The 23326-nt window shown below is 59.6% G+C and carries 14 protein-coding genes and 4 pseudogenes; 10 read left to right on the top strand and 8 right to left on the bottom strand.

Annotated features, from left to right (window positions below):
• Positions 1-16: 16 nt before the first annotated feature.
• Genes AC0L2O_RS27850 through AC0L2O_RS27860 form a run of 3 tightly spaced genes read right to left on the bottom strand, consistent with a single transcriptional unit; the run spans position 17 to position 2619 of the window.
• Entirely contained in the window at positions 17-1138 is a 1122-nt protein-coding gene (locus AC0L2O_RS27850; protein WP_473371974.1) for an ABC transporter substrate-binding protein, read from the bottom strand.
• Positions 1071-1844 (bottom strand): ABC transporter permease, encoded by a 774-nt coding sequence (locus tag AC0L2O_RS27855; RefSeq protein WP_369726399.1) that lies wholly within the window; start codon positions 1842-1844, stop codon positions 1071-1073. Before AC0L2O_RS27855 ends, AC0L2O_RS27850 begins: the two co-directional genes overlap by 68 nt.
• Entirely contained in the window at positions 1828-2619 is a 792-nt protein-coding gene (locus tag AC0L2O_RS27860) for an ABC transporter ATP-binding protein (protein WP_473371975.1), read from the bottom strand. The genes AC0L2O_RS27855 and AC0L2O_RS27860 overlap by 17 nt, the downstream gene beginning before the upstream one ends.
• A 163-nt stretch (positions 2620-2782) precedes the next feature.
• Between AC0L2O_RS27860 and AC0L2O_RS27865 the strand changes: the two genes are divergently transcribed.
• The 5 genes and pseudogenes from AC0L2O_RS27865 (at position 2783) to AC0L2O_RS27885 (ending at position 6580) form a co-directional block, all read left to right on the top strand.
• Positions 2783-3472 (top strand): IclR family transcriptional regulator, encoded by a 690-nt coding sequence (locus tag AC0L2O_RS27865; protein WP_369726401.1) that lies wholly within the window; start codon positions 2783-2785, stop codon positions 3470-3472.
• Between the two features lie 457 nt (positions 3473-3929).
• Positions 3930-4762: pseudogene (locus AC0L2O_RS27870) on the top strand (tyrosine-type recombinase/integrase).
• Positions 4763-4784: 22 nt separating this feature from the next.
• Positions 4785-4961, top strand: coding sequence for a hypothetical protein (locus AC0L2O_RS27875; RefSeq protein ID WP_473371976.1), 177 nt, complete (start codon positions 4785-4787; stop codon positions 4959-4961).
• Positions 4962-5044: 83 nt separating this feature from the next.
• Positions 5045-5362, top strand: a pseudogene (locus AC0L2O_RS27880) (transposase); the annotation flags it as partial.
• A 993-nt stretch (positions 5363-6355) separates the two neighbouring features.
• Complete coding sequence (locus AC0L2O_RS27885; protein WP_473371977.1) at positions 6356-6580, top strand: cold-shock protein; 225 nt, start codon at positions 6356-6358, stop codon at positions 6578-6580.
• A 206-nt stretch (positions 6581-6786) separates the two neighbouring features.
• On the opposite strand, the gene AC0L2O_RS27890 is transcribed toward AC0L2O_RS27885, so the two are convergent.
• Positions 6787-8094: an IS701 family transposase gene (locus AC0L2O_RS27890; RefSeq protein ID WP_473371978.1), complete on the bottom strand. Its 1308-nt coding sequence runs from the start codon at positions 8092-8094 to the stop codon at positions 6787-6789.
• 1364 nt (positions 8095-9458) lie between these two features.
• On the opposite strand from AC0L2O_RS27890, the gene AC0L2O_RS27895 reads away from it, so the two are divergent.
• Positions 9459-10667 (top strand): MFS transporter, encoded by a 1209-nt coding sequence (locus AC0L2O_RS27895; RefSeq protein WP_473371979.1) that lies wholly within the window; start codon positions 9459-9461, stop codon positions 10665-10667.
• Positions 10668-11006: 339 nt separating this feature from the next.
• Here AC0L2O_RS27895 and AC0L2O_RS27900 read toward each other — a convergent pair whose 3' ends face one another.
• Both AC0L2O_RS27900 and AC0L2O_RS27905 read right to left on the bottom strand, forming a co-directional pair.
• Entirely contained in the window at positions 11007-11447 is a 441-nt protein-coding gene (locus AC0L2O_RS27900; protein ID WP_473371985.1) for a transposase, read from the bottom strand.
• Positions 11381-12427, bottom strand: a complete 1047-nt coding sequence (locus tag AC0L2O_RS27905) for a transposase (protein WP_473371980.1) — start codon at positions 12425-12427, stop codon at positions 11381-11383. The genes AC0L2O_RS27900 and AC0L2O_RS27905 overlap by 67 nt, the downstream gene beginning before the upstream one ends.
• Before the next feature lie 736 nt (positions 12428-13163).
• Between AC0L2O_RS27905 and AC0L2O_RS27910 the strand changes: the two genes are divergently transcribed.
• Both AC0L2O_RS27910 and AC0L2O_RS27915 read left to right on the top strand, forming a co-directional pair.
• On the top strand, positions 13164-13574 hold the full coding sequence (locus AC0L2O_RS27910; RefSeq protein ID WP_473371981.1) for a transposase: 411 nt from the start codon (positions 13164-13166) through the stop codon (positions 13572-13574).
• A 358-nt stretch (positions 13575-13932) separates the two neighbouring features.
• A pseudogene (locus AC0L2O_RS27915) lies at positions 13933-14106 on the top strand (IS630 family transposase); the annotation flags it as partial.
• 78 nt (positions 14107-14184) lie between these two features.
• Here AC0L2O_RS27915 and AC0L2O_RS27920 read toward each other — a convergent pair.
• Positions 14185-15612, bottom strand: a complete 1428-nt coding sequence (locus tag AC0L2O_RS27920; protein WP_473371982.1) for an MATE family efflux transporter — start codon at positions 15610-15612, stop codon at positions 14185-14187.
• Between the two features lie 706 nt (positions 15613-16318).
• On the opposite strand from AC0L2O_RS27920, the gene queD reads away from it, so the two are divergent.
• On the top strand, positions 16319-16681 hold the full coding sequence (queD, locus tag AC0L2O_RS27925; protein ID WP_409192722.1) for a 6-carboxytetrahydropterin synthase QueD: 363 nt from the start codon (positions 16319-16321) through the stop codon (positions 16679-16681).
• 1375 nt (positions 16682-18056) lie between these two features.
• Here the strand turns inward: queD and AC0L2O_RS27930 are convergent.
• Positions 18057-21161: an efflux RND transporter permease subunit gene (locus AC0L2O_RS27930; RefSeq protein ID WP_473371983.1), complete on the bottom strand. Its 3105-nt coding sequence runs from the start codon at positions 21159-21161 to the stop codon at positions 18057-18059.
• 1425 nt (positions 21162-22586) lie between these two features.
• Between AC0L2O_RS27930 and AC0L2O_RS27935 the strand changes: the two are divergent.
• Positions 22587-22747, top strand: a pseudogene (locus tag AC0L2O_RS27935) (IS256 family transposase); the annotation flags it as partial.
• Positions 22748-23326: the final 579 nt, after the last annotated feature.

A 23326-nucleotide genomic window follows, 5' to 3' on the forward strand; every position in this document is an offset into this window, starting at 1 on the left:
ATCCTGGTCCGGGCAGCTATTTCAGCTGCTGCGCGGCGCGTTCCGCGAAACGGTTAGTGAAGGTCTTGGCCAGGTCGATGTTTGCGGCACCGATCTTCGGATCAAAGTCGCTAAGGATGGCCAACGGCACCTTGGCCGCCTCGATGTCCATCTGACCGGTTGACGAGAACAGCGCTTTCGACGCGTTCATGATTTCGATGTTCACCTTGCGATTGTCGGTCTTGTAGCCAGCAGGCACCGCGTCAACGAGCTGTTCCGTCGACACGGTGTTGATCCAGCGGTGCGTTTTGAGCAAGGCGTTGACGAGGCGCTGGACCGTTTCCGGATTCTTATCGATGAAACTCTGCTGAAGGTATAGACAGGCGGTCGGATAGATTCCGCCAAAGGCCTGCTTTGAGCCTTCGAGCGTGCGCGCGTCGAAGAGCGGCGTCGCGCTCTTTTTGCGCGCGAGAAGGGTCGCAATCGGATCGAAATAGACGAGTGCGTCGATATTCTTGGCCTCGAGCGCCACCATACCGGGTGCACCGCTGCCAACTGCGATGATGTTCACATCGCGTGGGCCCAACCCAGATTTCTTGATGTAGTAGCGCGCCATGGTGTCGGTCGATGACCCCGGCGCCGTGATCCCGAGCTTGAGGCCCTTCAGGTCGGCACCAGACTTGACCTTGTCAACGAGGTCGCTGCGGATACCGAGCAACACGCCGGGAATGTCATTGAGCAGGAACACGCAGGAAATTTGCTTGCCCTGCGCCTGCATCTGAATGGTGTGATCGTAAAAGCCGACCGTCCCGTCCACCGAACCGCCGATCAGCGCCTGCAAGGCCTTCGAACCACCGGCCTGGAAGTTTTCGACGGTCACCTCAAGGTCCTGGTCCTTAAACGAACCGAGCTTCACGCCAAGCTCGAGAGGCATATAGTTGAGGATCTGTGATCCCACCGCGATCTTCAATTTTGTCTTTTCGGGCTCGGCGGCATGCGCTGAAATGAGCGGGAATGCGGCTATCGCGATGACCACCATCAGTCGTGGAAAAGCGTGCATGTGAACCTCTTTGAGAATGGCAGCGCTACGATCAAACTTCGTGGGCAGGTGCCGGCCGCCAGACCAGGAGCCGCTTTTCCACGCGATCGACGATGGCATCGAGGGCGACGACGAAGGCGGAGAGGACGATGATTCCTGCGAACACGCCGGTGGCATCGAGGACACCCTCGGCCTGCGCAATCAGGTGCCCCAATCCTGCGGACGAACCGAGATATTCGGCGACCACCGCGCCCATCACGGCCATGCCGACAGACACCCGCAGGCTCGACAGGATCCACGTGGTGGCGGACGGCAGGTAGACGTGGCGCAGCAGGGAGGATTTCGATGCACGCAGCAGGCGGGCATTCGCGAGCACGACCGGATTGACCTCGCGAACGCCCTGAAATGTGTTGAAGAATGCGACAAAGAGAACCAGCGTCACGCCCAGCGCGACCTTGGAGGTGAGGCCCAATCCGAACCAGATGACAAAAATGGGCCCCAGCAAGATGCGCGGGATCGCATTGAACATCTTGATGAAGGGCTGAAGGACCTCGGCCGCAAACGGGCTTAAGCCCAACCAGATACCAAGCGCCGTGCCGATCCCGATACCAGCCAGGAAAGACAGGACCGTCTCCAGCAGTGTTATGCTGACATCGGTCCAGAAGTCGGCCGTTGACATCCACTCTCCGATCCTTGCGATGAGTGTCGACGGGGCCGGAAAGAAGAACGGGTCGATCAACCCGGCCCGCACGCCCAATTCCCAGATCAGGATCAGCCCAAGCACGATGGCGAACTGCGTGAGAGCGACCTTACCCGTGCGTGGCATAGCTTTTCTCCACTTCGGCGCCGAGCAGCGACCAAATTTCACGATAGAGCGCGACGAATTCATCGGTCGTTTGCAGTGCCGAGACATCGCGCGGGCGAGGCAGCGTGATCCTGACATCACCAACCATGCGGCTCGCGGGACCGGCGGACATCACGACGACGCGGTCCGCCAGCGTGATCGCCTCATCGAGATCGTGGGTGATGAAGACGAGGGAGCGCCGGTCCGCCTGCCATAGGTCGAGCAGGATGCGATGCATGAGGCGGCGTGTGTGAACGTCCAGCGCGGAGAAAGGCTCATCCATCAGGACAATCTTCGGCTCCATGATCAGGGTCTGGGCCATGGCGACGCGCTTGCGCTGGCCGCCGGACAATTGATGCGGATAGCGCTCCTCGAAGCCTTTCAGCCCGACCTTGGCGAGCCAGGGCCGCGCCTGCTCGCGCGCTTTCGCGATCGAGCTTCCCTGAAACACCAGCCCGAGGCCGACATTGTCCTGGGCTGTTTTCCAGGGCAGCAGCCCTTCCTGTTGCAGCATGTAGCCGGACTGACCGTTCAGGCCCCTAAGCGATTTGCCGAAAATGCGAACCTCGCCGGCGGCCGGCTTCAGCAGTCCGGTGACAGTATTGAGAATGGTCGATTTTCCGCAGCCGGTCGGCCCGACCACTGCAACGAATTCGGTTTCGCCGACCTGGAGGTTCATGCTTTTCACGGCGGTGAAGTCGCCGAAGCGAATCATCACGTCGCGCAGGTCGACGGCAAGTGCCAGCTGCCCCTCCATTGTTTCGCTCCGCAGAACCTGTTCTAAGCATCAAAACAGGTAACTGGCGCTATATCCGGAGTCAATTGCATTCTGCAACATAGAACGCAGATGAGCATGGATTACTGGACTTTCTATCCATTCTGGATATCTGTTCTGCAGCACAGAACACGAGGCTGTATCAATGGCAAAGACAGGGGTTGATGCGGTCGGGCGCGCCCTGGCGATCCTCAAGGCCTTCGGCGCTGAGCGCGCAGCCATGACGCTGACCGAGATTGCCGAGGCGACCGACTTCTACAAGAGCACGGTCCTTCGCCTTGCCGCATCCCTCGAAGCGGACGGATTCCTGGTGCGGGGGACCGACCGGCTATTTCGACCCGGACCGGAGCTATGGCGCCTTGGGGCGCTCTATCAGCGTGGGCTGGACCTCGGTGACCTGATCAGACCTTCGCTCCATCGTCTGGTCGAAGCAACCGGAGAGACCGCATCCTTCTACATCGCGGAGGGCGACGAGCGCATTTGCCTTTATCGCGTTAATTCTCCGCGTTCCGTCCGGCATCACCTCGAAGAAGGACAACGATTGCCGATTGATCGCGGCGCTGCGGGCCGCGTTCTTACCGCTTACCGCGATTTTGCATTAGCTGATGGAAAGAAGATCAGAGATCGTGGCTTTTACGTCTCGATCGGCGAGCGTGATCCTGAGGTTGCGGCCGCAGCGGTGCCCGTAATCGATGTCTATGGCAAATTGCGGGGCGCACTCTCAGTCTCCGCCATTCGCACTCGCTTTGATGCAGATGCTCGGAAATCTGCCGTTGAAGTGCTGAAGTCCGAGGCTAAAGCGCTGATTGGTTTGCTGCCTGCAAGTGAGCGCTGAGCTACAATGGCAGCGTTCTGTTTATAACGCACAGCTCAGCGGGTGCCGCAATGGCTCTCCTGAGCGTAGCGCGCATTTCTCGCATGGTTGAGGCCTGCAGAACATCCTCGATCTCGACGCCACCCATCCCTACACGGGCATCAGGAGGGAGGCTTCTTCAAGGCTATTACGCTGTTCGTGTGATGTGTGCTGGTGCGCGTGTTCTGCAGCCGTCATGGCCAGACGGCCAAGCTGCGGCGCGCCGACATCGATGCAAGCGCGGTTAGGACGTTTCGCGGATTGTGCGGCCTAAAGCCGGATGGGGTTAGACCGAATCGATTTGGGATTGAACGAAGCCGCTGTCGCGGCGTGCGTGGCGAGGTGGCGTAGATCGCCTCCTGGCTGAGGATGTGGGTGTTGGAGCCCCCCCTCAGACAGGAGTATTGAGACGGCCGATTTGAGCCCTCTTCGCCGTCGCATGATCGAGGACATGACAGTCCGCAATCTGTCGTCGGCGACGCAGCGATCCTGGATCAGCGCGGTTTCGAAGTTCAGCCGTTATTTCGGCCGATCGCCTGAGCGGTCAGAGCTGGAAGACGTCCGGGCCTTCCAGGTGCATCTGGTCTCGACCGACATCTCATGGCCGGCGCTGAACCAGATCATCGTCTGTGCGCTACAGTTTTTCTACGGCGTCACGCTCGGCGAGGCGCTCATCCCGGAGCGCATCCCCTATGCGCGAGAGCCCCGCAAGCTGCCGGTCGTTCTCAGCGCCGACGAAGTGGTGCCGTTCCTCGAGGCGGTGTCGAGCCTGAAGAGCCGCGCGCGCTCACCACCGCCTATGCGGCCGGGCCCAAGGCCTCCGAGGTCGCGGGACTGCGGATCGAACACATCGATAGCACCCGCGGTGTCATCCAGGTGCGCCACGGCAAAGGCGCGAAGGATCGCAACGTGATGCTGTCGCCCCAACTGCTCGGCATCCTGCGCACCTACTGGCGGCTCGCCCGGCCGCGGCTTTATCTGTTCCCTGGGCGTGACGAAGGTCACCCGATTGATCCGACCGTGTTGCATGCCGCCTGCCGCTCGGCGGTCAAGGCTGCGGGCCTGACCAAGCGCGTCACGCTGCACACGCTGCGCCACAGCTTCGCGACACATCTTCTGGAGAACGGAATCGACATCCGGATCATCCAGGTTCCGCTCGGGCACAATAATCCGTCGTCGACGGCGCGCTACACGCAGGTCGCCACCCATACGGTCCGGGCGACGCAGAGCCCGCTCGACCGCCTGTCGCTGGAGGTGACGCCATCGGCATGACAACGGCTCCGGGATCCGGCTTATGACCCGCCCCGACGTCCGCCCGCACCGACCCGCCATCGAGATTGCCGATATCTTGCGCCGGCATGGCGACGCCTATCGTCGTGACCATGCCGGTCATCTCGGTCGCGTCGAGCGGCGGGTGATGAGCGCCATTGTTGGGTGCCGAACCGAGGCGCTCGGCGCAGGCCCGCAATGACTGCGGCATGACGCGGATCGCCTATAATTCCTGCCGGAATCGGCATTGTCCCCTCGACGCTTTCGCTGGTCGCATCCAAAGCCATGCAGCGGGTCAACTGGGTTGCTTACGGCAAGCGGCCCTTCGGCGGACCCGCACAGGTGCTGGCCTATCTCGGCCGCTACACCCATCGCGTCGCGATCGCCAACAGCCGGCTCGCACTCGACAACGATCATGTTGCCTTCACATGGAAGGATTACCGCCAGGGCGGCGCGACAAAGATCATGAAGCTCAAGCCCGACGAGTTCATTCGCCGTTTCCTGCTTCATACGCTGCCCGACGGCTTCCATCGCATCCGCCACTTCGGCTTCATGGCCAACCGCCATCGCGCTGCCAAGCTCGCCCTTTCCCGCGAACTTCTCGATCATGAGACAGCCCCAAACGACAGCTAGCCGCCGCCGCGACAACAACGGTCCGATGCAACAAAATGCCTATCGCGATCTCCAGTGAAGCGCGTCTGATCTCAATTCTTCCCCGATGCGCACATCTCGTGTCTCTGCCTCACGCGCCGAGCCAGCAGATCGGGCCTTCCGATCTCGAACGTGCTGCATGCTCTGGTCCTCGTCTTCGGCCAGAACGAACTTCACACTGGATTAAGCCCGATGGGCAGGGTCAACACCCGCGCCCTCCTCGGCGGTGCAAAATCCATGCGCCAGATTCGTGTGGGCGTCGGCGGCGCCACTACAACGATCGCGCGGTTGCGCCCCAGCGCATCCAGTACGAGGGCAACCTATGGCGTGAGGACACCACGCGGCAATCCTCAGCGCGCGGCAATCCTCAGATGGGCTGTGACGGGCGTCTCTTGGAGAGTCGTACGACTCTCACGGCTACTCGCCGTTCCCAGCCGGTGGTCGGCCGCAGTCGACTCTTCTGGCGCGATTTGGCGGATTGTTAGCAAAGTTGCGCGAGCTGTCCGACCGCCTACATCTGTTCGTCGGAGCCGTGGCCTCTCGCGAGATCCCGTGTCCGTTGCATCGTGCGGGAAAAATATTCGTCGCGCTCGCGGCGCACGCGCTCTTGATGCGCTCTGAAATTTGCTACTCGTTTGCTGATGTGCTCTCGCTCCGAGGTGTCCCAGCTCAACCGCCGGGGAGAATCGGGTGGGGAAGCTTTTGCGATTGGCGCGATGGGTGCTATCAGCTTTGGAATAGGCGCTAAGCTCCGGCGCGTTCTACGAGTGCCGCGGATTGTTGAACCAGCGCCTCCAGTTCCTTCTTCCAGTTCATCTTCCATGTTCTCCGAACAGTCATGGGAGCATGCTAATTTGGTGCGGTACGCTCGTCCAGCTACCCATTTTGGTAGTTGCGAGGCCGCTGCTTGTCCCCAAAATAGTGGCCGATGAGCCATTTGGGCCGATGAAATTCGCGGCTTCCCTGCGAGGAGAACCCACCCAATGGTTTAACGCGACGAAGGGTTTCGGCTTCATTCAGCCGGATGTGAGCGGCCAAGATGTTTTTGTACACATAAGCGCCCTGGAGCGCGCTGGCCGCTCTGACCTGCGGGAAGGGCAGGCAGTCTCTTACGAGCTTAAAGTCGACCCGAGGCGTGGTAAAAGCAGTGCGGAAAATCTGCGTGTTTGATTTCATGTCGTAGGCGTCTGGCCTCAGCCCCCCGCCCAAGCCTGGCGCTTACCTCGGAACGACCCCAGCCGCTTTAAGCACTGGGGTCGTTTCATTTCTCGCCAATTTTCGACGTTTCGCGGGTCCGAATACAAGAGAACGTAGCTAGCGATGCTCGCTAGCACTACTTTGGCACTTTTGTTTTAGCGATTCCTACGAGGAGCCTTTCACAATGGGAGCATCGCAGGGGTGGAGGGCGTTCGAAGAGATCGAGAATGGCTTGCCTGATGGCGGGCATGCTGGGCTGGGGTGGCGGTCCTACGATTCGTTTTTTTCCGTCCCGCTGCTTTGAGGCGGCGGGATTGGAGGAAGGCGTAGGCGATCATCGTCATCAAGGTATGTCTGTGTAAGCCTGTCCAGGATCTGCCTTCGAAGTGGTCGAGCCCAAGCTCTTCCTTGAGTTGCTGGTGCGCCTGTTCACAGACCCATCTGGGCTTGATGGCGGCTGTAAGCATCACGATGGTGGCATCGGCCGGCAGGTTCGACACATAATATTTTTGCTCTCCGGTCGATCGCCGCTCGCCGACGAGCCAGACCTCGTCGCCAGGCATGCACTGCATACGATTATCGAGCATCCGATGCTTATGACCGTCCGCAACCCGAACACGGCGGGCCGCGAAGCGACAGCTCAGCCGGCCCTTGGTCCCCCGTCGCCAGCTGACCTTTCGCCATTTCTCTCCGTTCAACGTTGCCTCGGCGGAAACCGGAGGCCGGTCAGGAATGTGGTATTTGCGGCGCTTTCCAGTTTTTGCGATGGGGAAGATAAGGGCAACGTCCGCGGGGTAGACGTTCTGGCGTCGCGACAGTCCCACTGCCCACAGCAGCCCGCGCTCGCTCAAAGCCTGGCGGAAAGGCCCACTTGATCCGTATCCTGAATCGGCAAGCACACAGCCGAAACGTACGCCGGAGGCGATGACACGATCGATTTCTTCGATCGCGATCTCCGGCTTTGTTAGAGCTATCTGCCGATCCTTCGGCACGTGGGCTTGCCTCATGCGCTCGGGATCGTTCGTCCAGGTCTCGGGTAGAAATAGCCGCAGCCCGACCATCACCGGCACTTCGCGCGATGCCAGCGTCACCGAGACCAGAGACTGACAGTTGGCTGTCTTGCCAAGGGCTGAAGCGTATTGCGGCGCCACGCCGACCGAGCGCTCCCCCTTCTTCGGCAGCGCCGTATCGTCGATGATCAGCCAGGCGTCATCACTGCCAACCATCTTGTCGGCCTCGGCAAGCAGGACTTTCTCCAGCGGGGCCGCATCCCATACACCACTTGCTATGAAGTGATGCAGCTGGTCGTAGCCGACCTGTCCGTCGCGCGCTGCCATGGGCTGGATGCTCTTGCGATCGCCGGAGCCAATCAGTCCCGCCACATAGGCTGGGCACATCTGTCGCCGAGCCTTGTGACCCAATCGATCCAAAAACGGCTCCAGAAAGCGTCCAAGCTCCTTCCGCCAATCCGATCTCCCGCCTCCCATGGTCGGCCCCTCCACAAGCCGACAACCCATGAGTCACAAAAAAACTGATTTGGGAATCCCGCGCAGCTTAAACTCTGCCAAAGTAGTGCTAGCGCGTCGAATCTTTGTCCCGTTTGGTAGACGGGTAACAGTCGGTCCGCCCGCTCGTGATAGCGCGATTTGAAGCGCGCTCGCGAGCGGCTTATTGGTCGGAAGGTCATCCTCGCCGATCATCCTGGACTGGAGGTGGTGGCGCCGGCGCTGATCAAACCCGATGCTGCGGCGCGAGTTCAACAGTGTGGACCAACGAAGGCATGGGAAACCAAGGACTCTCGAGCGGTTCGAGAGGGCTACGATATCAGGGTGCTGCGCGAGCTCCCTTCGCCGGACGTTGGATCTGGTCAAGGTCGCCAGCCTCGAGGGCTCACAACCAGGCAATTCGTAGATTGTGGGCAGCCTCCTCAACGCCCTCCATCAGGAGCCTTCGGGGATCCTCGGCGCGCACGACGCCGCACCTACGGCCGCGGTTGTGCATGCGGTCGCCGCGTTCTTTGCTCAGCCACACGCCTGGCGCGTGCGCTGAAGCTGCAACCGCGTAGTCGCCCTTCAAGGGCTGGATGATCCTCGCCGAGAAATCATAGCTCGTCACGCAGCGGCGATGATCGCTTACCTTCACACCAATGATTGTCGGGGCAGGGCTGGATTGAATTTACTTTAATTGGGCGGGGCCATCTTTGGTTGAGTGCTCGTCCGGTCGCCACGCCATTATGGGATCGCTCTCCGCCCTAGAGCCTCTCGTCGTGGAGGTTGGCAATCCTCTTGGCGCAGCGAACCGGCTAGAACTGAAAATCGAATTTTGAGATGCACGAAGGCAATGCCGAACTCACCTATCGGAATTCCAAGGGGATTTTGCTGAGCCGGGACATTTCGGGCGTCCACCACCGATCGTGCCCCTCGTAATCTAATTTATGTAACCGCGGAACGCTTCCGTCCATCATTAGGGCTTCGCATGGACCAACATATGGCCCGTTGGCATCGCGCGTTGAAGCCTACTTGAGGATTCAAAGCCGGAGCGGCTGCTAGCATCAATGCTAAAGCTCGATCCGTCCTCCTAATTCAACCAGCGCATGCCACGGCACCTTGAAACATCGCGCTTCCGATCGGCATCAAGCGTCGGCGCCTATCTGTGTCAACTATCAACCTTCGCAGTTGATGGAGAGAACGACCCATGCAACCGTAACGATCGGATACCACCGAAGCAGGTCGATTAACATCCGGTGAGACGCCCATGCCATGCGGCGCACGTCCATGGATGAAAAATGCGTACAAGCAGCGGCTGATCATCGACAAATGAAACGGGCGGATCCTTCGTACAGTGATATTTAATGATGACGAGTGACGGCACAGAATCTTCGCTCCGCATCTGGCTCGCCGTCATCGTGCTAGGCATCGCCTCGTTTCACATCGTCTTGGCAGAGATAGCACCTATCGGGCTGTTGTCTCAGATCGCTCGCGACCTCGGACGAGATCAGGCAGCGGTCGGGCTCACGGTGGCCCTCTATGCCTGGATCGGTGCTGCCAGCGCTCTGTTGTCGCCCGTTCTGCTTCAGAAGTTTCCTCGCAAGCCGCTACTCATCGCCTTGACCCTTATCCTTTCCGCAACAACGTTTGCGGCGACGATGTCTCACACTTTCGAAGGGTTGTTGCTGGCACGCACGGTGGGCGCTGTCGTTCACGGTTTCTATTGGGCCATGGCGGCTGCGGTTGCGTCTAAGATTGCGCCGTCCCGCAGTATGGGTGTTGCGATGGCAATCGTATTCGGCGGGATCTCGATGGCGACCGTTGTTGGCGTGCCGCTCGCGAACTTCGTCGGTCAGGTGAGCGGATGGCGCGCAGCGTTCAGATTAATTGGCGCCATCGGACTGATCACCTCAGCCCTGATGGTGACAGTTCTTCCGAAAATGCAGGCCGGGACGCCAGCAGGATGGAGAGAGCTTGGATCAGTCTGCCGCAGGCATGACCTGTTGGCGATCTATGCCGTAACGACATTCATGGCGGCGGCGCATTTCGGGGCGTACACATTTATAGAACCATTCCTCAGCGAGATTCCAAACGTTGCCCAAGTCATGATTGGCGCGCTGTTGTTCGGCTTTGGCGGAGCAGGATTCCTGGGGAACATCCTGGCGGGCGTCCTCATCGACCGCTTCATGAAGCCGATCATCACTGCGGGGCTGCTTGCTCTGTGTCTGGCGCTCGTTGGCCTTGGATCGTTTGGTCCCCACTTGGGGACAGGCCGGGTCCTTGTCTTGCTGGTCATCTGGGGCGCTGCCGTCGCGGCGCTGTTCGCGGGACTCCAGACCTGGATCCTGCGCGCCGCCGGTTCGACAGTAATGACTGCTGCCGCGATGCACTCGGCGGTCATCAATTCGGCCATCGGCTTCGGAGCCGTCCTTGGCGCCCAGATGTTGACTGTAGCCGGCCCATCAGGAGTGATGCTGGCAGCTGGTATGGTCGTCATCATCCCTCTGCTGATAGTTCTCCCGCAAGCGGCCCCAGAGGGTGATCTAAAAAAGGGGGCGTTGCTTGATGGATAACGCCGCAGCCGTGCCCAGAGCGCGGATCGCCGCGTGCCCTACCACGAATGTAGCACGAAACCTTCCGCTGGTACGCGAGCGTTGGACCAAAATGTTCGTGCAGCCAGGCGGACCGGTCGAAGAGGGTGAAACACCACGCCAGGCCTTGCCCGAGAACTCGTTGAGGAACTCGGCATCGAAGTTTCTGGCGATGTACGCGATATCTCGGGCGATTGCGCAGTTGCGGCATTGCGAGGAGCATTCGGTCGAGTGGTCTACCGCACTGCGAAACAGACTGTGCGAGAAGTCGCATCGTGTGGGGGACGTGGTGACGATTGCGCCGGAGGCAAAACTGCCCGGTCAGGCTGGAGAAGGTCCCAGCGCTAACAGCAGGGCTGGCACTCCGAGGATGTTGATCACCCGCTTGAGATTGTAGCAGAGGACGCCGAGGGCGAGTTCGGCTTTTGCCTTTTTCAGCCCCTTCACCAGGAAACGGGGGCCGGCCATCAGCCATTTCATGGTTCCGAACGGGTGTTCGACCGTCGTCCGCCGGCGCGTCATCCAGATCGGGTCGGCAACGACCCGCCGGTGCATCGCTTCACGCTCATCTTCGTAAAAATGACGCACGATCACCCGTTGCGCAGCCTTCGTGCATTGCGCTTTGAGCGCGCAGGCGCCGCATGCCCGGCTCGTATATTCCTTTTGCTGCTGGGTCCGCGAAGACTTGAACAGGCTCAGTGTCTCGCCGGTCGGGCAGCGCCAGCTGTCGCCCTCATGGTCAACCGATCCCGGCTGAAGTATTGGCTCCCGTTCGGATTGACCGTCTCGGGCCGCGGCACCACCGCCGTAATCTTGTCCTGCTCGCAAAGCGCCCCATGCTCGCCGTTCGAATAGCCGGTGTCGGCCACGACCGTGATCTTGCCAGCGTCGACCGCGGCCTTGCCCTGCACCGCCATTGGATGGAGCTGCTGCAGGTCGTTGCCATCGTTCGTCAGCTCGAACGCGACGATCAACTTGTGTTCGGCATCGACCACGGTCTGCGCATTGTAGCGGACCGCATGGCCGTGCGGCGTGCGCATCAAGCGTGCTTCCGGCTCGGTCATGACCTTCTGCTTGAGCCCGCTCGCCGCCAGATCCTGCGCCTGAGCTTGCAATTGCTCCTTTTGCGCCTTGAGAGCTTCGATCGCAGCCGCGACATCGACGGACTTGCCGGACGAGCCCGCGTCGGTCCGGTCGGCTTCGTCCATCGACGCCAGATAATCGGCAATCTTCCGGTCGATCGCCGCATTCATCTTCGCGATCCGCTGCGGCGTCATCACCTGCTTGCGGCTCGCTACGGCCGCAATCTTGGTCCCGTCAATCGCCAGCAACTCCGCCCCGAACTGCGACTGCTCCCGGCAAAACCCAATAAAGGCACGGCATGCCTTCACAATCGCTTCAGCGTGGTCCTTGCGGAAGTCCGCAATCGTCTTGAACGAGGGTGTCAGACGGTTCAGCAGCCACATCACCTGAACATTGCGCCGCGTCTCCGCCTCCAGCCGGCGGCTCGCCCGCACCCGGTGCAAGTACCCATAAATATACAGTTTCAAGAGGTCGCCCGGCGCGTAGGGCGGGCGTCCCATGTCCTCTGCAACAGCTTTGGAAAACCCGAGCTTCTCCAACTCCAGTTCCGCGACAAACGCGTCAATCACCCGAACCGGATCGTCGCGGCCCACAACCTCGTCCAGAATCTCCGGAAAAAGCGTCGTCTGGTATCGCGATTGTCCCGTCACGTGCGCCATCATCGCCTCGAATCAACCCAACCCAAACACTATAGCTCGATGGGTTTTCACACAGCCTGGAAAGCCAGCACGACGGCGGGGATCATTTGGGCGCTACTGAAAAGGAGGATATACCATGCCCCGAGCCGCTGAGTGCCGTGGCCGCCGGCTGATGAAGACAGTGACCGCCAAAGCGGTCTGAATGGCGCAGGCCGCCAGAGGCCAACGTGCAACAGCATGTTTTTTTGCCGCAATCGGGATTCCCAGAGGGGACAATTTATGATGCTAGGGAACGGGGGCCAGAATGGATGACGCGACCCTATTCGGAAGATCTTCGTGAGCTGGCTCTGGCGAGGGCTGACGGGGGCGAGGCGGTTCGTTTCATTGCGGAAGCACTTCAGATCAGTCCTTCCTGTGTGACGAATTGGAAGAATCTGCGGCGGAGACCGGAAGCGTTTCGCCCGGCAAGATCGGCGGTAACAAGAAGCCGGTTCTGTCGGGCACCAACGCCGAATGGCTGCGCAAACGCATTCGCTCTGGACCATTCACTTTGCGGAAGCTGACGCAGGAACTGGCTGCGCGCGGGATCAAGACAGATGTGCGGGCGGTGTGGACGTTCGTTCACGCCGAGAAGCTGAGCTTCAAAAGCGATCCTGCCAGCCGAACAAGATCGTCCCGATATCGCGCGTAAGCGGGCGCGCTGGAAGACCCATCAGGGCAGGACTATCGCTTCACGCCTTGTCTTCATCGACGAGACTTGGATCAAGACGAACATGCCCCGCTACAAGGTTGGGGACCGAGTGGGCAACGGCTCCAGGCTTCGGCGCCTTTCGGCCACTGGAGGACCATGGCCTTCATCGCGGCACAGCGCCATGACCGGATCAGCACCCCATGGGTCATCGACGGCCCCATCAACGGCGAGCTCTTCACCTTTTACATCGAACGGGTGCTGGCGGCGACCCTCGCAAGGGGTGGACTTGTCATTCTCGACAATCTCGGCAGTCACAAAGGCAAGGCGCCGCGCAATGCCATTCGCGCCACTGGAGCCCATCTGCTCTTCCTGCCGCCGTATAGCCCCGACCTCAATCCGATCGAGCAGGGCTTCGCCAAGCTCAGACACCTGATGCGAGCCGCACAGACGCGTGACTTGGCGAGCGCTAGATGGTGAGAGCATCGCTGGACAGATTGACCGAACTGACTACATCTTCTTTTCATGGCGCAGGCACCGCGACATTAGAACGCAGGACGAATACGTCATCGCTTGGAAGGTCACGTCGGACGGAGCCATTAGGATTGCGTCGGTATATGCAAAGCCGATCGAATTGGGCTGGCAAGCCTTCGCGCTCTCATTGATTGCTGCTGAGGTGGCTGACGGAGAAAGGGACGCGAATCGCCGCTTTGTGGAAGATCACCAATTTTAACTTCGTGACAGACCGCACAAGGCAAGCTGGGCGATCTCCTCGCGCAGGGTCGTTGCAGGATCATTGAACCGCTGAGCGTAGATTACGTGCCGAACATGGAAGGGACACTCACCCGACCTGAACCCCATCGAACAAGTCTTTGCCAAACTCGAGCATCTGCTCCGCAAGGCAACCGCACGAACCGTCGACGCGGTCTGCGCCGCCATCGGCGAACTCCTTGATGCATTTGCACCCGAAGAATGCGCCAACTACCTCAAAAACTCAGGCTATCGAAGCTAGTCCCATCACGCCTTAACGGCGAGCCTCGCAGGAGGCTAGCGCCCAATGCTCTGTGCCTCGATCATATCCGTTCTCAGCTCAACCCGCTATCCCGATCGTTCTTGAAGGACCGTGCCGGAGCGCTCGTCTGAGCTCGCCGAACTGGTTGAACAAGACGATGAGAGCGATTATTCCGGCGCCAAGCTCTGCGAGCGCTTGACTGGCTAACAGTCCGTTAAACCCCGCTACCAGCGGGAATAACAGTACGGCTGGTATGAAGAGATACCCCTGCCTGGCCAAGGACACAATTGCACTGAGGCGCGCTCTCCCAAATGACTGAAGCATTGCCGTCACGAAACTCTGCACCCCAAACAGTCCAAAGAAGAGATGGAATACGATGCAGGTCGAGACGGCAATTTCGGTGACGTTCTCGTTGTCGCTAAATAGGCTCACCAAAGGCCTCGCAAAAATCACAACGGCCGCAGAATACAGCACCGAGAATGCGATCGTCACGAAGAGCATGAACTTCGCAGCCTTCAATATACGAGCATAGTCGTGTGCGCCCCAACCGAACCCCAGGATAGCTTGAGCGCCAATACAGAACCCGGTGATAGGCAGTGCACCGACCATCAAGATACGCACAGCTATTCCAACCGCGGCGATCGAATCATCGCCGAACGGCGCAGCAGCTGCGTACAACAGCATAACGGCAATAGCAGACAGGATACTCGTCATTGTCGCCGGCGCGCCTACCAACGCGAGCTGCCTGATGCGATCTGCTCGCAATGATATGTGAGATATCCTGACGAGAACTGTCCCGCCAAGCTTCGAAAAAAACGCGATATAGAGTCCAAAAGCAGCGATCTGAGATACCAGCGTTGCGAGGGCTGCGCCTCGCACGCCGAAGTCAAGTAAGAATATGAAGACGGGATCAAGCACAGCGTTCAGTATAAACGCGATCATCATCGCCCACATGCTCAATCGTGTATAGCCCTCGGCTCTGACAATGAACCCGCTGACGGCATTTAGTAGCATCGGGGTGTACCCCAACAAAACCGTTCCCGCGTAGTCGAGCGCAACGGGCACGATGCTTGGGGTTGCTCCGAGCGTTGCGAATATCCCTGGCAGATTTGGAAGCACAGCGAGGGTAACTATAATACCGATCGGGGCGGTGAGCGCGAGTGCTGTACTTGCGCCTCGACTCGCTTCTAGGTACTCACGAGCGCCCAGATGACGAGATATGAACGACGCTGTTCCAACACCGATCCCCTGTCCGGCTGCGGCGAGCAGGACCACGATCGGCAAGGTCATGCTAACAGCTGCGATCGCCTGCGCGCCTAGGGCGCCAACAAAGATCGCGTTGACGACCTGCTGCAGCGCATGGATCGATAACCCAACAACAGACGGAATGGCGAGCCGCAGGATAAGACCCAAGAGATTCTGGTTCGATAGATCGACGTGCTGTTTTTTCTTTGGCATCACATTGCGCTCGCTGTCGATTGCGAATTCCGCATCCGGCTCATTCACGGACGAACGTGTCTCTAACGTTTTCCAAAATTGCCGATGGCGTACTCAGCGCAATCCTCTCCGGATCTGCTCTTCACCAAAGCTGATTCTTGCCTGGTCGATTTTCCTATGCATACGCCTCCCATCAGTCGTTGCCTTCCGCGCCTCTGAACAACGAGGATCCCGACTGAGGTGCTCGTGGGTAGCCACCCAGGTTCTGACAGTGCCGTTCCGCCCTTTTATTGGGCTTCGTGCCGGTTGCGTTCACTTCTGTCAATGATGTCGGTGGGGGAACGCGGCCGGACCCTAGGGCCTCAAGTTGCCTTTGGCATCTACCGGATCTTGTAGTAGACGCTCCATCGTCTGCATGGCACACGTAATGAACGTGCTCAGAACCACTTTTGCCATTCGACGATCTCGTGCAATCTTTGCACGACATCGGGTCCTCGTCGCGATAGACGAACAGCAGGCTGCCGGTCCCGGCCAGCGTGGTGACTGGATTTGCGTCAGCAAATCGCGCCGCGTAGGCCGTCACTCGCGGACACGAACTGAAAATTCGTGTGGCCGCAGCCGGCAGCCTGCCAGACCGGTCGATGAGAGTGGCTTGGACAATTTCTGCTTCGACCGACAGACCGCCCTGACGCCGTCGAGCGGCGCGCCATCGCGTACTGCCTGGCTCAGCCGAAATGGCGACTCAGCGTGCAGTTCCACAAACACTCGGTATCACATGAAGATATCCCAAGCATTTAAGTTCGAGGCAGCGCACCGACTTCCAAAGGTCGCGCAGACACATCGCTGTCATCGGATGCATGGTCATTCCTATCGGATCGAGGTCGTGCTGAACGGGGCCGTCGATCCGCACACCGGATTCGTAATGGATTTCTTCAACATGGAGGAAGCGTTCGGCCTTCTTATAAAGAAGCTCGATCACCAGTACCTGAACGAGGTCCCGGGACTGGAGAATCCGACGGCGGAAAATATCGCCATCTGGATCTGGGAGCATGCGAAACCGCACCTCGCCCAGCTCTCGAGCGTGAGGGTGTACGAGACGACCGATAGTTGGGCGGAATATGACGGACCCGATCGCTGACTTCAGCGCTCATTTGGGACTATGTCGATGCGGCGTGCCTGTCGTTCTTCGGCTCAGAAGCGGACTTGCTCGATCTGCGATTCGGCTCTTCATCCGCCTCGCCCGCGGCGACATTTCCGCGCTCACGGAAGAGCCCTTGGGTCTGACGGGAGATCAGAGGACAGCGCCCGGTTTGGCTATGAGCACACTCATCACGTGACCGCATTCGAAAAGCTTCCCGCCAAACGATTCGGAATCCCGCGTTGTGCTAACCGCCGGAACGATCTGAGGGGGTTCGTCCTCAGGAGCGAATTCGATGCTGATTGTACCGGCGAGACGACCCGCCATCCCGGACGCTGCGCGGCTGGCGACTTGGTGCTGCAGTAGGTCGGCGCTAGCCGCCAATGCGAGGAGCACTGGTGGATGCAGGATCGCGCGACCCGCACGTCCGCGAGCGTGCCATAGACATCGCCGTCAATACCCCCCGTTCGACACTGCGCGGGCGAAGCCTCAATTGAAGCTGGCGAGGTGCTGGACTCGGGCGTCCGCGCACTGGTCACGGATGCATCCCTTGGCCGACTGGTTATTTCCACCCAGCCGATAGCTGCGGACGTAAACCGGGCGGACAGCCGTCCACAGGAACGGATGCCTCGCCCCGCCGCATCCGACAAAGTGCAGTCAGGCCCGCACCGACCGCGGGTTCATCCCGGGAACATCCGATCCCCAAACCTTAACCGAAATGACGGCCGCGCTCGAGCAATCGCCGCCCATCGCGTCTTGCGCCGACTCGTGTCGCGCCCAGAATTCGCGGGGATTGAATTTCTTGGGAGCCTGCAGCAAATCAGCGGTCTGTTTTCAGACAGCAATGCAGCGCGGTCAGGAAGTGAATAATTCTCCATCAAGAACCAATTGAGAAATGGGTACGCCACTCATTCGGGGAACATGGATTCTGTCCCTGTCACGGGCGACGTCAATCTTGCGAGTTATGCTGCTGTGGATGTCCGGCAAATCACGTGGCGGTGGGCCTGCTCGGTCAGCTAACAGCAGCATCCACCTGTCGGAGCAGAAACGGATCCGCGACGCGCTCTTCGCCGAACACATGATTCCCGCCAAGCTTCGCACCACCGGCCTGAAGGTCCGGACGCGCAAGGGACCGTGAAACCTTCCCAGGCATCCGTCGCTCACCACATCTGCACAATGAAGCGGCCGTATTTGGTCGCGATGTAGTCCTTCACCTCGGGCAAGCAGTAGATGAGACGAAGCGCAGCAGCCGCGGATCATCCTTCCTGTCCGCCCCATGAACTGCAGGCACCCAGTGCGATCAAGTTACCGCGGTCGGCAAGCAGCGCCCCCACGCTAGCGGAGCGATCGAGCAAACTCGGGTTGATCGTTACGGTTACCGCTTGGCCAGGTGGACATCGGATGCTCCGACGAAGGCGAGCTCGGCGGCGTTCTGGACGTGATCGGAACTCGCGTCGGCGCGGTGATCCGACGCGATCGCGACATAGAGCGCCGGCAGCACGAAAAGCGTGAACAGCGTGCCGATGGACATACCCGCGACGACCACGAGCCCGATCGAGAAGCGGCTCGCGGCGCCAGCACCCGTTGCGGTCAACAAGGGTAAGAGGCCCGTGACCATCGCCGCGGTGGTCATCAAGATTGGACGGAGGCGGACGCGCGCCGCCATCTCGATCGCCGAGCGGGGATCGAGTCTCTCCTTGAGCTGCAGCTCATTGGCGAACTGGACCATCAGAATACCGTGCTTGGATATCAGCCCGGCCAATGTCAACAGTCCGATTTGGGTGTAGATGTTCATAGTCGCCAAGCCAAAGAATAGCGGGATTAAGGCGCCGGCGATTGCCATGGGAACGCTGAACATGATGATGAGGGGATCGCGCAGACTTTCGAACTGCGCCGCAAGCACCAAGAAAATGACGATGAGTGCAAACGCAAAGGTGATAACCAGTTTGTTACCCTCCTGCACATATTGACGGGCGTCCCCGAGGAAGTCGTGGCTGAACTCTGCGGGCAGTTTCATTGCCTCGCCCTCGAGGAAGTCCACAGCCTGACCGATCGTGACGCCGGGCATCGGTACGGCTTGGAAGGTCGCGGAGTTGAGCTGGTTGTAGTGGGTGAGTGCGTTCGGATCGGTCGCAGTCTCGATGGAGACCACGGTCGATAGCGGCAGCATCGAGCCCGCCGCAGTCTTGACATAATAGCCCCCAAGTGATTCCGGCGTCAGGCGTTTCTCGCGCGGCACCTGCGGGATCACTTCGTAGGAGCGGCCCTGCAGGTTGAAACGATTGACGTAGTTTCCGCCAAGGAGGGTCGCGAGCGCGCTACCGACGTTCTGCATGGTGATGCCAAGGTCGCTCGCCTTGGATCGATCGATCTTGATTCGCACCCCCGGCTGGTTGAACTCAAGGTCAGAGTCGCTGACCATGAACAGACCGCTCTTGCGCGCGGCATCCTTCAGATTCGACATCTGCTCGTAGATGTACTGGAAACCGAGCGTCGACTTGATCACCATCTGCGCTGGTAAGCCACCCGAACCGCCCGGAAGCGGCGGCAAGCTAAAGGCAAATGCGTTGATGCCTTCGAGTTTGGACAGCTCGGCCTGGACCAGCGATTTCAGCGCGATCGATGAGCGCTTCCGCTCGGCCCAAGGCTTAAGCAACATCCCGGCCATGCCGCCCTGCGGACCGCTGATGCCGTTCAGCACGAAGCGAAAATCCGTCTCGGGAAACTTCTGGAGTGCCTTGTCGAGCTTGGCGCCGTAATAATCCAGGTAATCAATATTGGCGTATTTCGGCGCTTTTGTCAGTGCGAATACGATGCCCTGATCCTCCTCGGGTGCGAGTTCCTTGGAAGTATGCATATAGAGAAAGGCGACGAGGCCCAGCATGGTCAGCGCAAACAGCCCGGTAACCGGGCGATAGTCGAGCGAGCGGTCGAGCTTGCGGCCGTACCAGCGCGTCATGGCGCTGAACACACGAGTCACAAACTTTGCAAACCGCCCCTCTTCAGCGCTCTTCAGGAAGACCGCGCACATCATGGGCGACAGCGTCAGCGCGATCACGCCCGACACGATCACCGAACCCGCCAGTGTAAACGCGAATTCGCGGAACAGCGCGCCGGTGATGCCACCGAGAAAGCCGATGGGGGCGTACACGGCGGCCAACGTAATCGTCATGGAGACGACGGGGCCGACGATCTCGCCCGCGCCATTCGTAGCGGCCTGCGCGGGCGACGCACCTTCTTCCATATGGCGATGAACGTTCTCCACCACGACGATTGCGTCGTCGACCACGAGACCGATCGCAAGCACCATCGCAAGGAGGGTCAGCAGATTGAATGAGAACCCCAGCGCCAGCATCATGCTGTAGACGCCAATAATGGACAGCGGAATGGTGACGACGGGAATGATGACAGACCGCGGCGAGGCCAGGAACAGGAAGATCACCAATACCACGATCGCGACGGCCTCAAGGAGCGTCTTCTCCACCTCGTCGATCGATGATTGGATGAACTTGGTGGAGTCGTAGGCCACTTCCATCTTCAGCGATGGCGGCAGGCTGCGCTTCATTTCTGGAAGCAGTGCCCGAACGCCTTGCACTATGTTCAGTGGATTGCCTTGTGGGCTCGCCTGCACGGCGACGAAGATCGCGTGTTCGCCGTTCATCGCGACGCTGGCGTTTGTGCTCTGCGCCGCAAGCTCCACTGTCGCAATGTCCTCCATGCGCACAAAGCCGCCGTCATTGGCTTTGACGATCATACGCTTGAAGTCATCAACACTCCGCAGATCAGTGTTGACCGTGACGTCGGAGAGAGTGAAATAGCCCTTAGTCTGGCCGGCCGCAGCCTGGAAGTTGTTGGCCGCGATTGCGGCCGAAACATCAGCTGGCGACACGCCGTGGCCCGCCATTCTCGCGGGATCGAGCCATAACCGCATCGCAAAACTCTGGCCGCCCAGGATGTCTGCCGCTGCGACGCCATCTACAGTTGACATAACCGGTTGCACCACGCGCGAGAGATAGTCGGAGATTGCGCTGGCCGTCAGTTTTTCGCTGGAGAAGGCGATATACATGACAGCTGTGGTCTGACCGGCAGATTTGGTGACGACTGGATCGTTCGATTCTTTAGGGATTAAATATTTGACCGAGTTGACCTTGGAGAGCACTTCAGTGAGCGCCTCGTTGGGATCGAAATTGAGCTTGATATAGACCTGGATGGTCGAGGTACCCAGCACCGAGGAGGACGTAATGTAATCAACGCCTTCGGCCGAACCGAGCGCTTGCTCAAGGGGCGTGGTGATGAACCCCTGGATCATGTCGGCGGAGGCGCCAGGATAAGAGGTTGTGATATTGACGACCGTGTTGGTCAGCTTAGGATACTGCCGGATTGGCAAAACGGTGGCCGCGCCAACGCCGGTCAGCAGGATCAGGAGACTGACGACGATAGACAATATCGGACGTTTGATGAAGAGCTCGGTAAATGCCATCGCGACGCTCGCATTCAAGAGACTGACGCAAATTCGCCAGTAAGCCAGGCTACAGCAACAGTCATCAACGCGGCGACTGTGGCTAGGGGCACCTTCTCAGGGTAGAGCCCATGTTTCTCTTAAGCTAGCAACCGCCCCGGGGGGCCGGCTCGAAGCAGTAGAGCTGAGCCTCTGGGCAAAGCCGCAGACAAGCTCAAGTGTCAGCTCCGTCGTAGCAGCCGATGTCCAGGATCACTGGGTCTTGCTTCTGGAGGAAGCACACAATGTGCTGATGGACCTCCAACGCGGAAGTGGGCTCACGTATTTCCATTTAACCTCGTCCCACGCCTCAATGGCAGCAATGCCTTGCAGCACACTTATCAACTCAGCTTAGGATTTCGCGCCGCCCCACCGTTCGGACGATCCAGCTTCGACGCTGAAACTACAGACAAGCCGACGGGCAGCTCAACTCTACAGAGGTAAGCGGGCGATATAGAACGGGTTGCAGAACCTATACCAACGTTTGTCGACGCGCGACGCCCGCATGAACCGCGCGAGACTTGTGATGTTGCTCGAGAGCACAGGCGTTTCCCTTCGGTCTTGTGCTTCACGATGAACCGGCCATCTCGGGTCCGCCCGCAACAGTAAGTGAACCCCAGGAAGGCGAAGGTGTCGGCCACCGCTCGCCGCGCGGCTGACGCGGGAGGGCCGCGAACCGCGCCAAACTCGATCAACCGGGTTTTGTCCGCATGGAGCGTCGGCCAGTCGCGCCTTGAGGGCCAAGAGCATTTCCTGGGCATCTGCCTTGCTCTCGAAGCCGATGACGAAGTCGTCCGCAAAGCGCACGGTCACAACGCGAGCGCATGCATGGCGACCACTCCAGTGGTCGACCCAGAGATCGAGGATGCAATGCAGGAAGATGTTGGAAAGGAGCGGACTGATCCTGCCCTTTGCGGCGTGTGTCTTGCTTCTAGCCGCTCTCAAGAACGCCAGCTCGCAGCCGCAGCTCGACCAGCAGCCACTCGTGGTCGACCGAATCGAAGACACTGGATATGTCCTCATAGCCGGATGAAGGGCATCAAGCTCCATCTGAGGATTCCGCGCGGCCGGAAGCCGTAGGCCCGAGGAATTCGACCTCATAGGCGGCGCCCAACACCTCGGCGACCGCGCTTTGGACGATCTTGTCCTCTAGCGGCCGGCACACCGAGAGGCTGCCTACCCCCGTCGGCTTGGGGACGTAGACGCGCCGCACCGGCTGTAGCCGGTAGGGACAGTGTGGACCGTGCGCAGAGATCGCGGATTGATCCGTGAGCCCCTCTTCGTACTTTGCCTCCATTATCCCGCCGACCTCCGCGCCGGCCTGCCGGCTTTTGTCGTCGAAACGCCCGAAGCAGAGCGTCTTTGTCGATGTGATGCAGCAAGGCTGTGAACCGGTTTGGACATATGGTCGGCATGTTCCCCAACGAGGAGGCATTGTTCGCCTCATTGGAGCGGTCCTGCTCGAACAGAACGATGAATGGGCCGTCCAGCGTGCCCGTTACATGACACTGGAAACCATCGCGCCTTTGAGCGATGATTCGAGCGTCAGCCTTCCGGCCGCCAGCTGACCGGCCCGGCTCTCTTGCCGGCGAATCGGTTGCCCGAGCGCCAGTTACAGCATGCTGAGAAACACGAGTATTTCTGACAGTGCTTTTCGCGCCCTACTGCGGAGCTCACGAAGACGCGATTGCTGGCTCTTGGAGCCTCGACGCAAGAGCGATCGAACAAGCGGAATAAGAAAAGACCCAATCATCGAAGGGTCCTTGGGCTCGGACCACCGCGTCTGGGCTGAACGTTACAGTTCGCCGGGGTTCTGCGGCAGTGACTACAATCTTTGGGGAACCGAGGACGGCTCCTACGCACCGGGCACCCGCACCCGCACCCGCACCCGCACCCGCACCCGCACCCGCACCCGCACCCGCACCCGCACCCGCACCCGCACCCGCTAACAAACTTACGCCGCCGCCACCCGCAAGTATTTTTACTCCGCTTTGCTTAGCATTTCTGCTCTGGACTACGCGCCTCATCGCCAGGAGTGCCCTCACGCACGCTGCGGCACTTGACGAATTAGTCGTCCGTGAAGAAGAACGCTGATTCAGGCTGGATTGATCGCCGGCTCCGTGAGGGGTGCGGTCAGGATTTGCCAC

The organism is Bradyrhizobium sp. Kon10, from assembly GCF_055807395.1.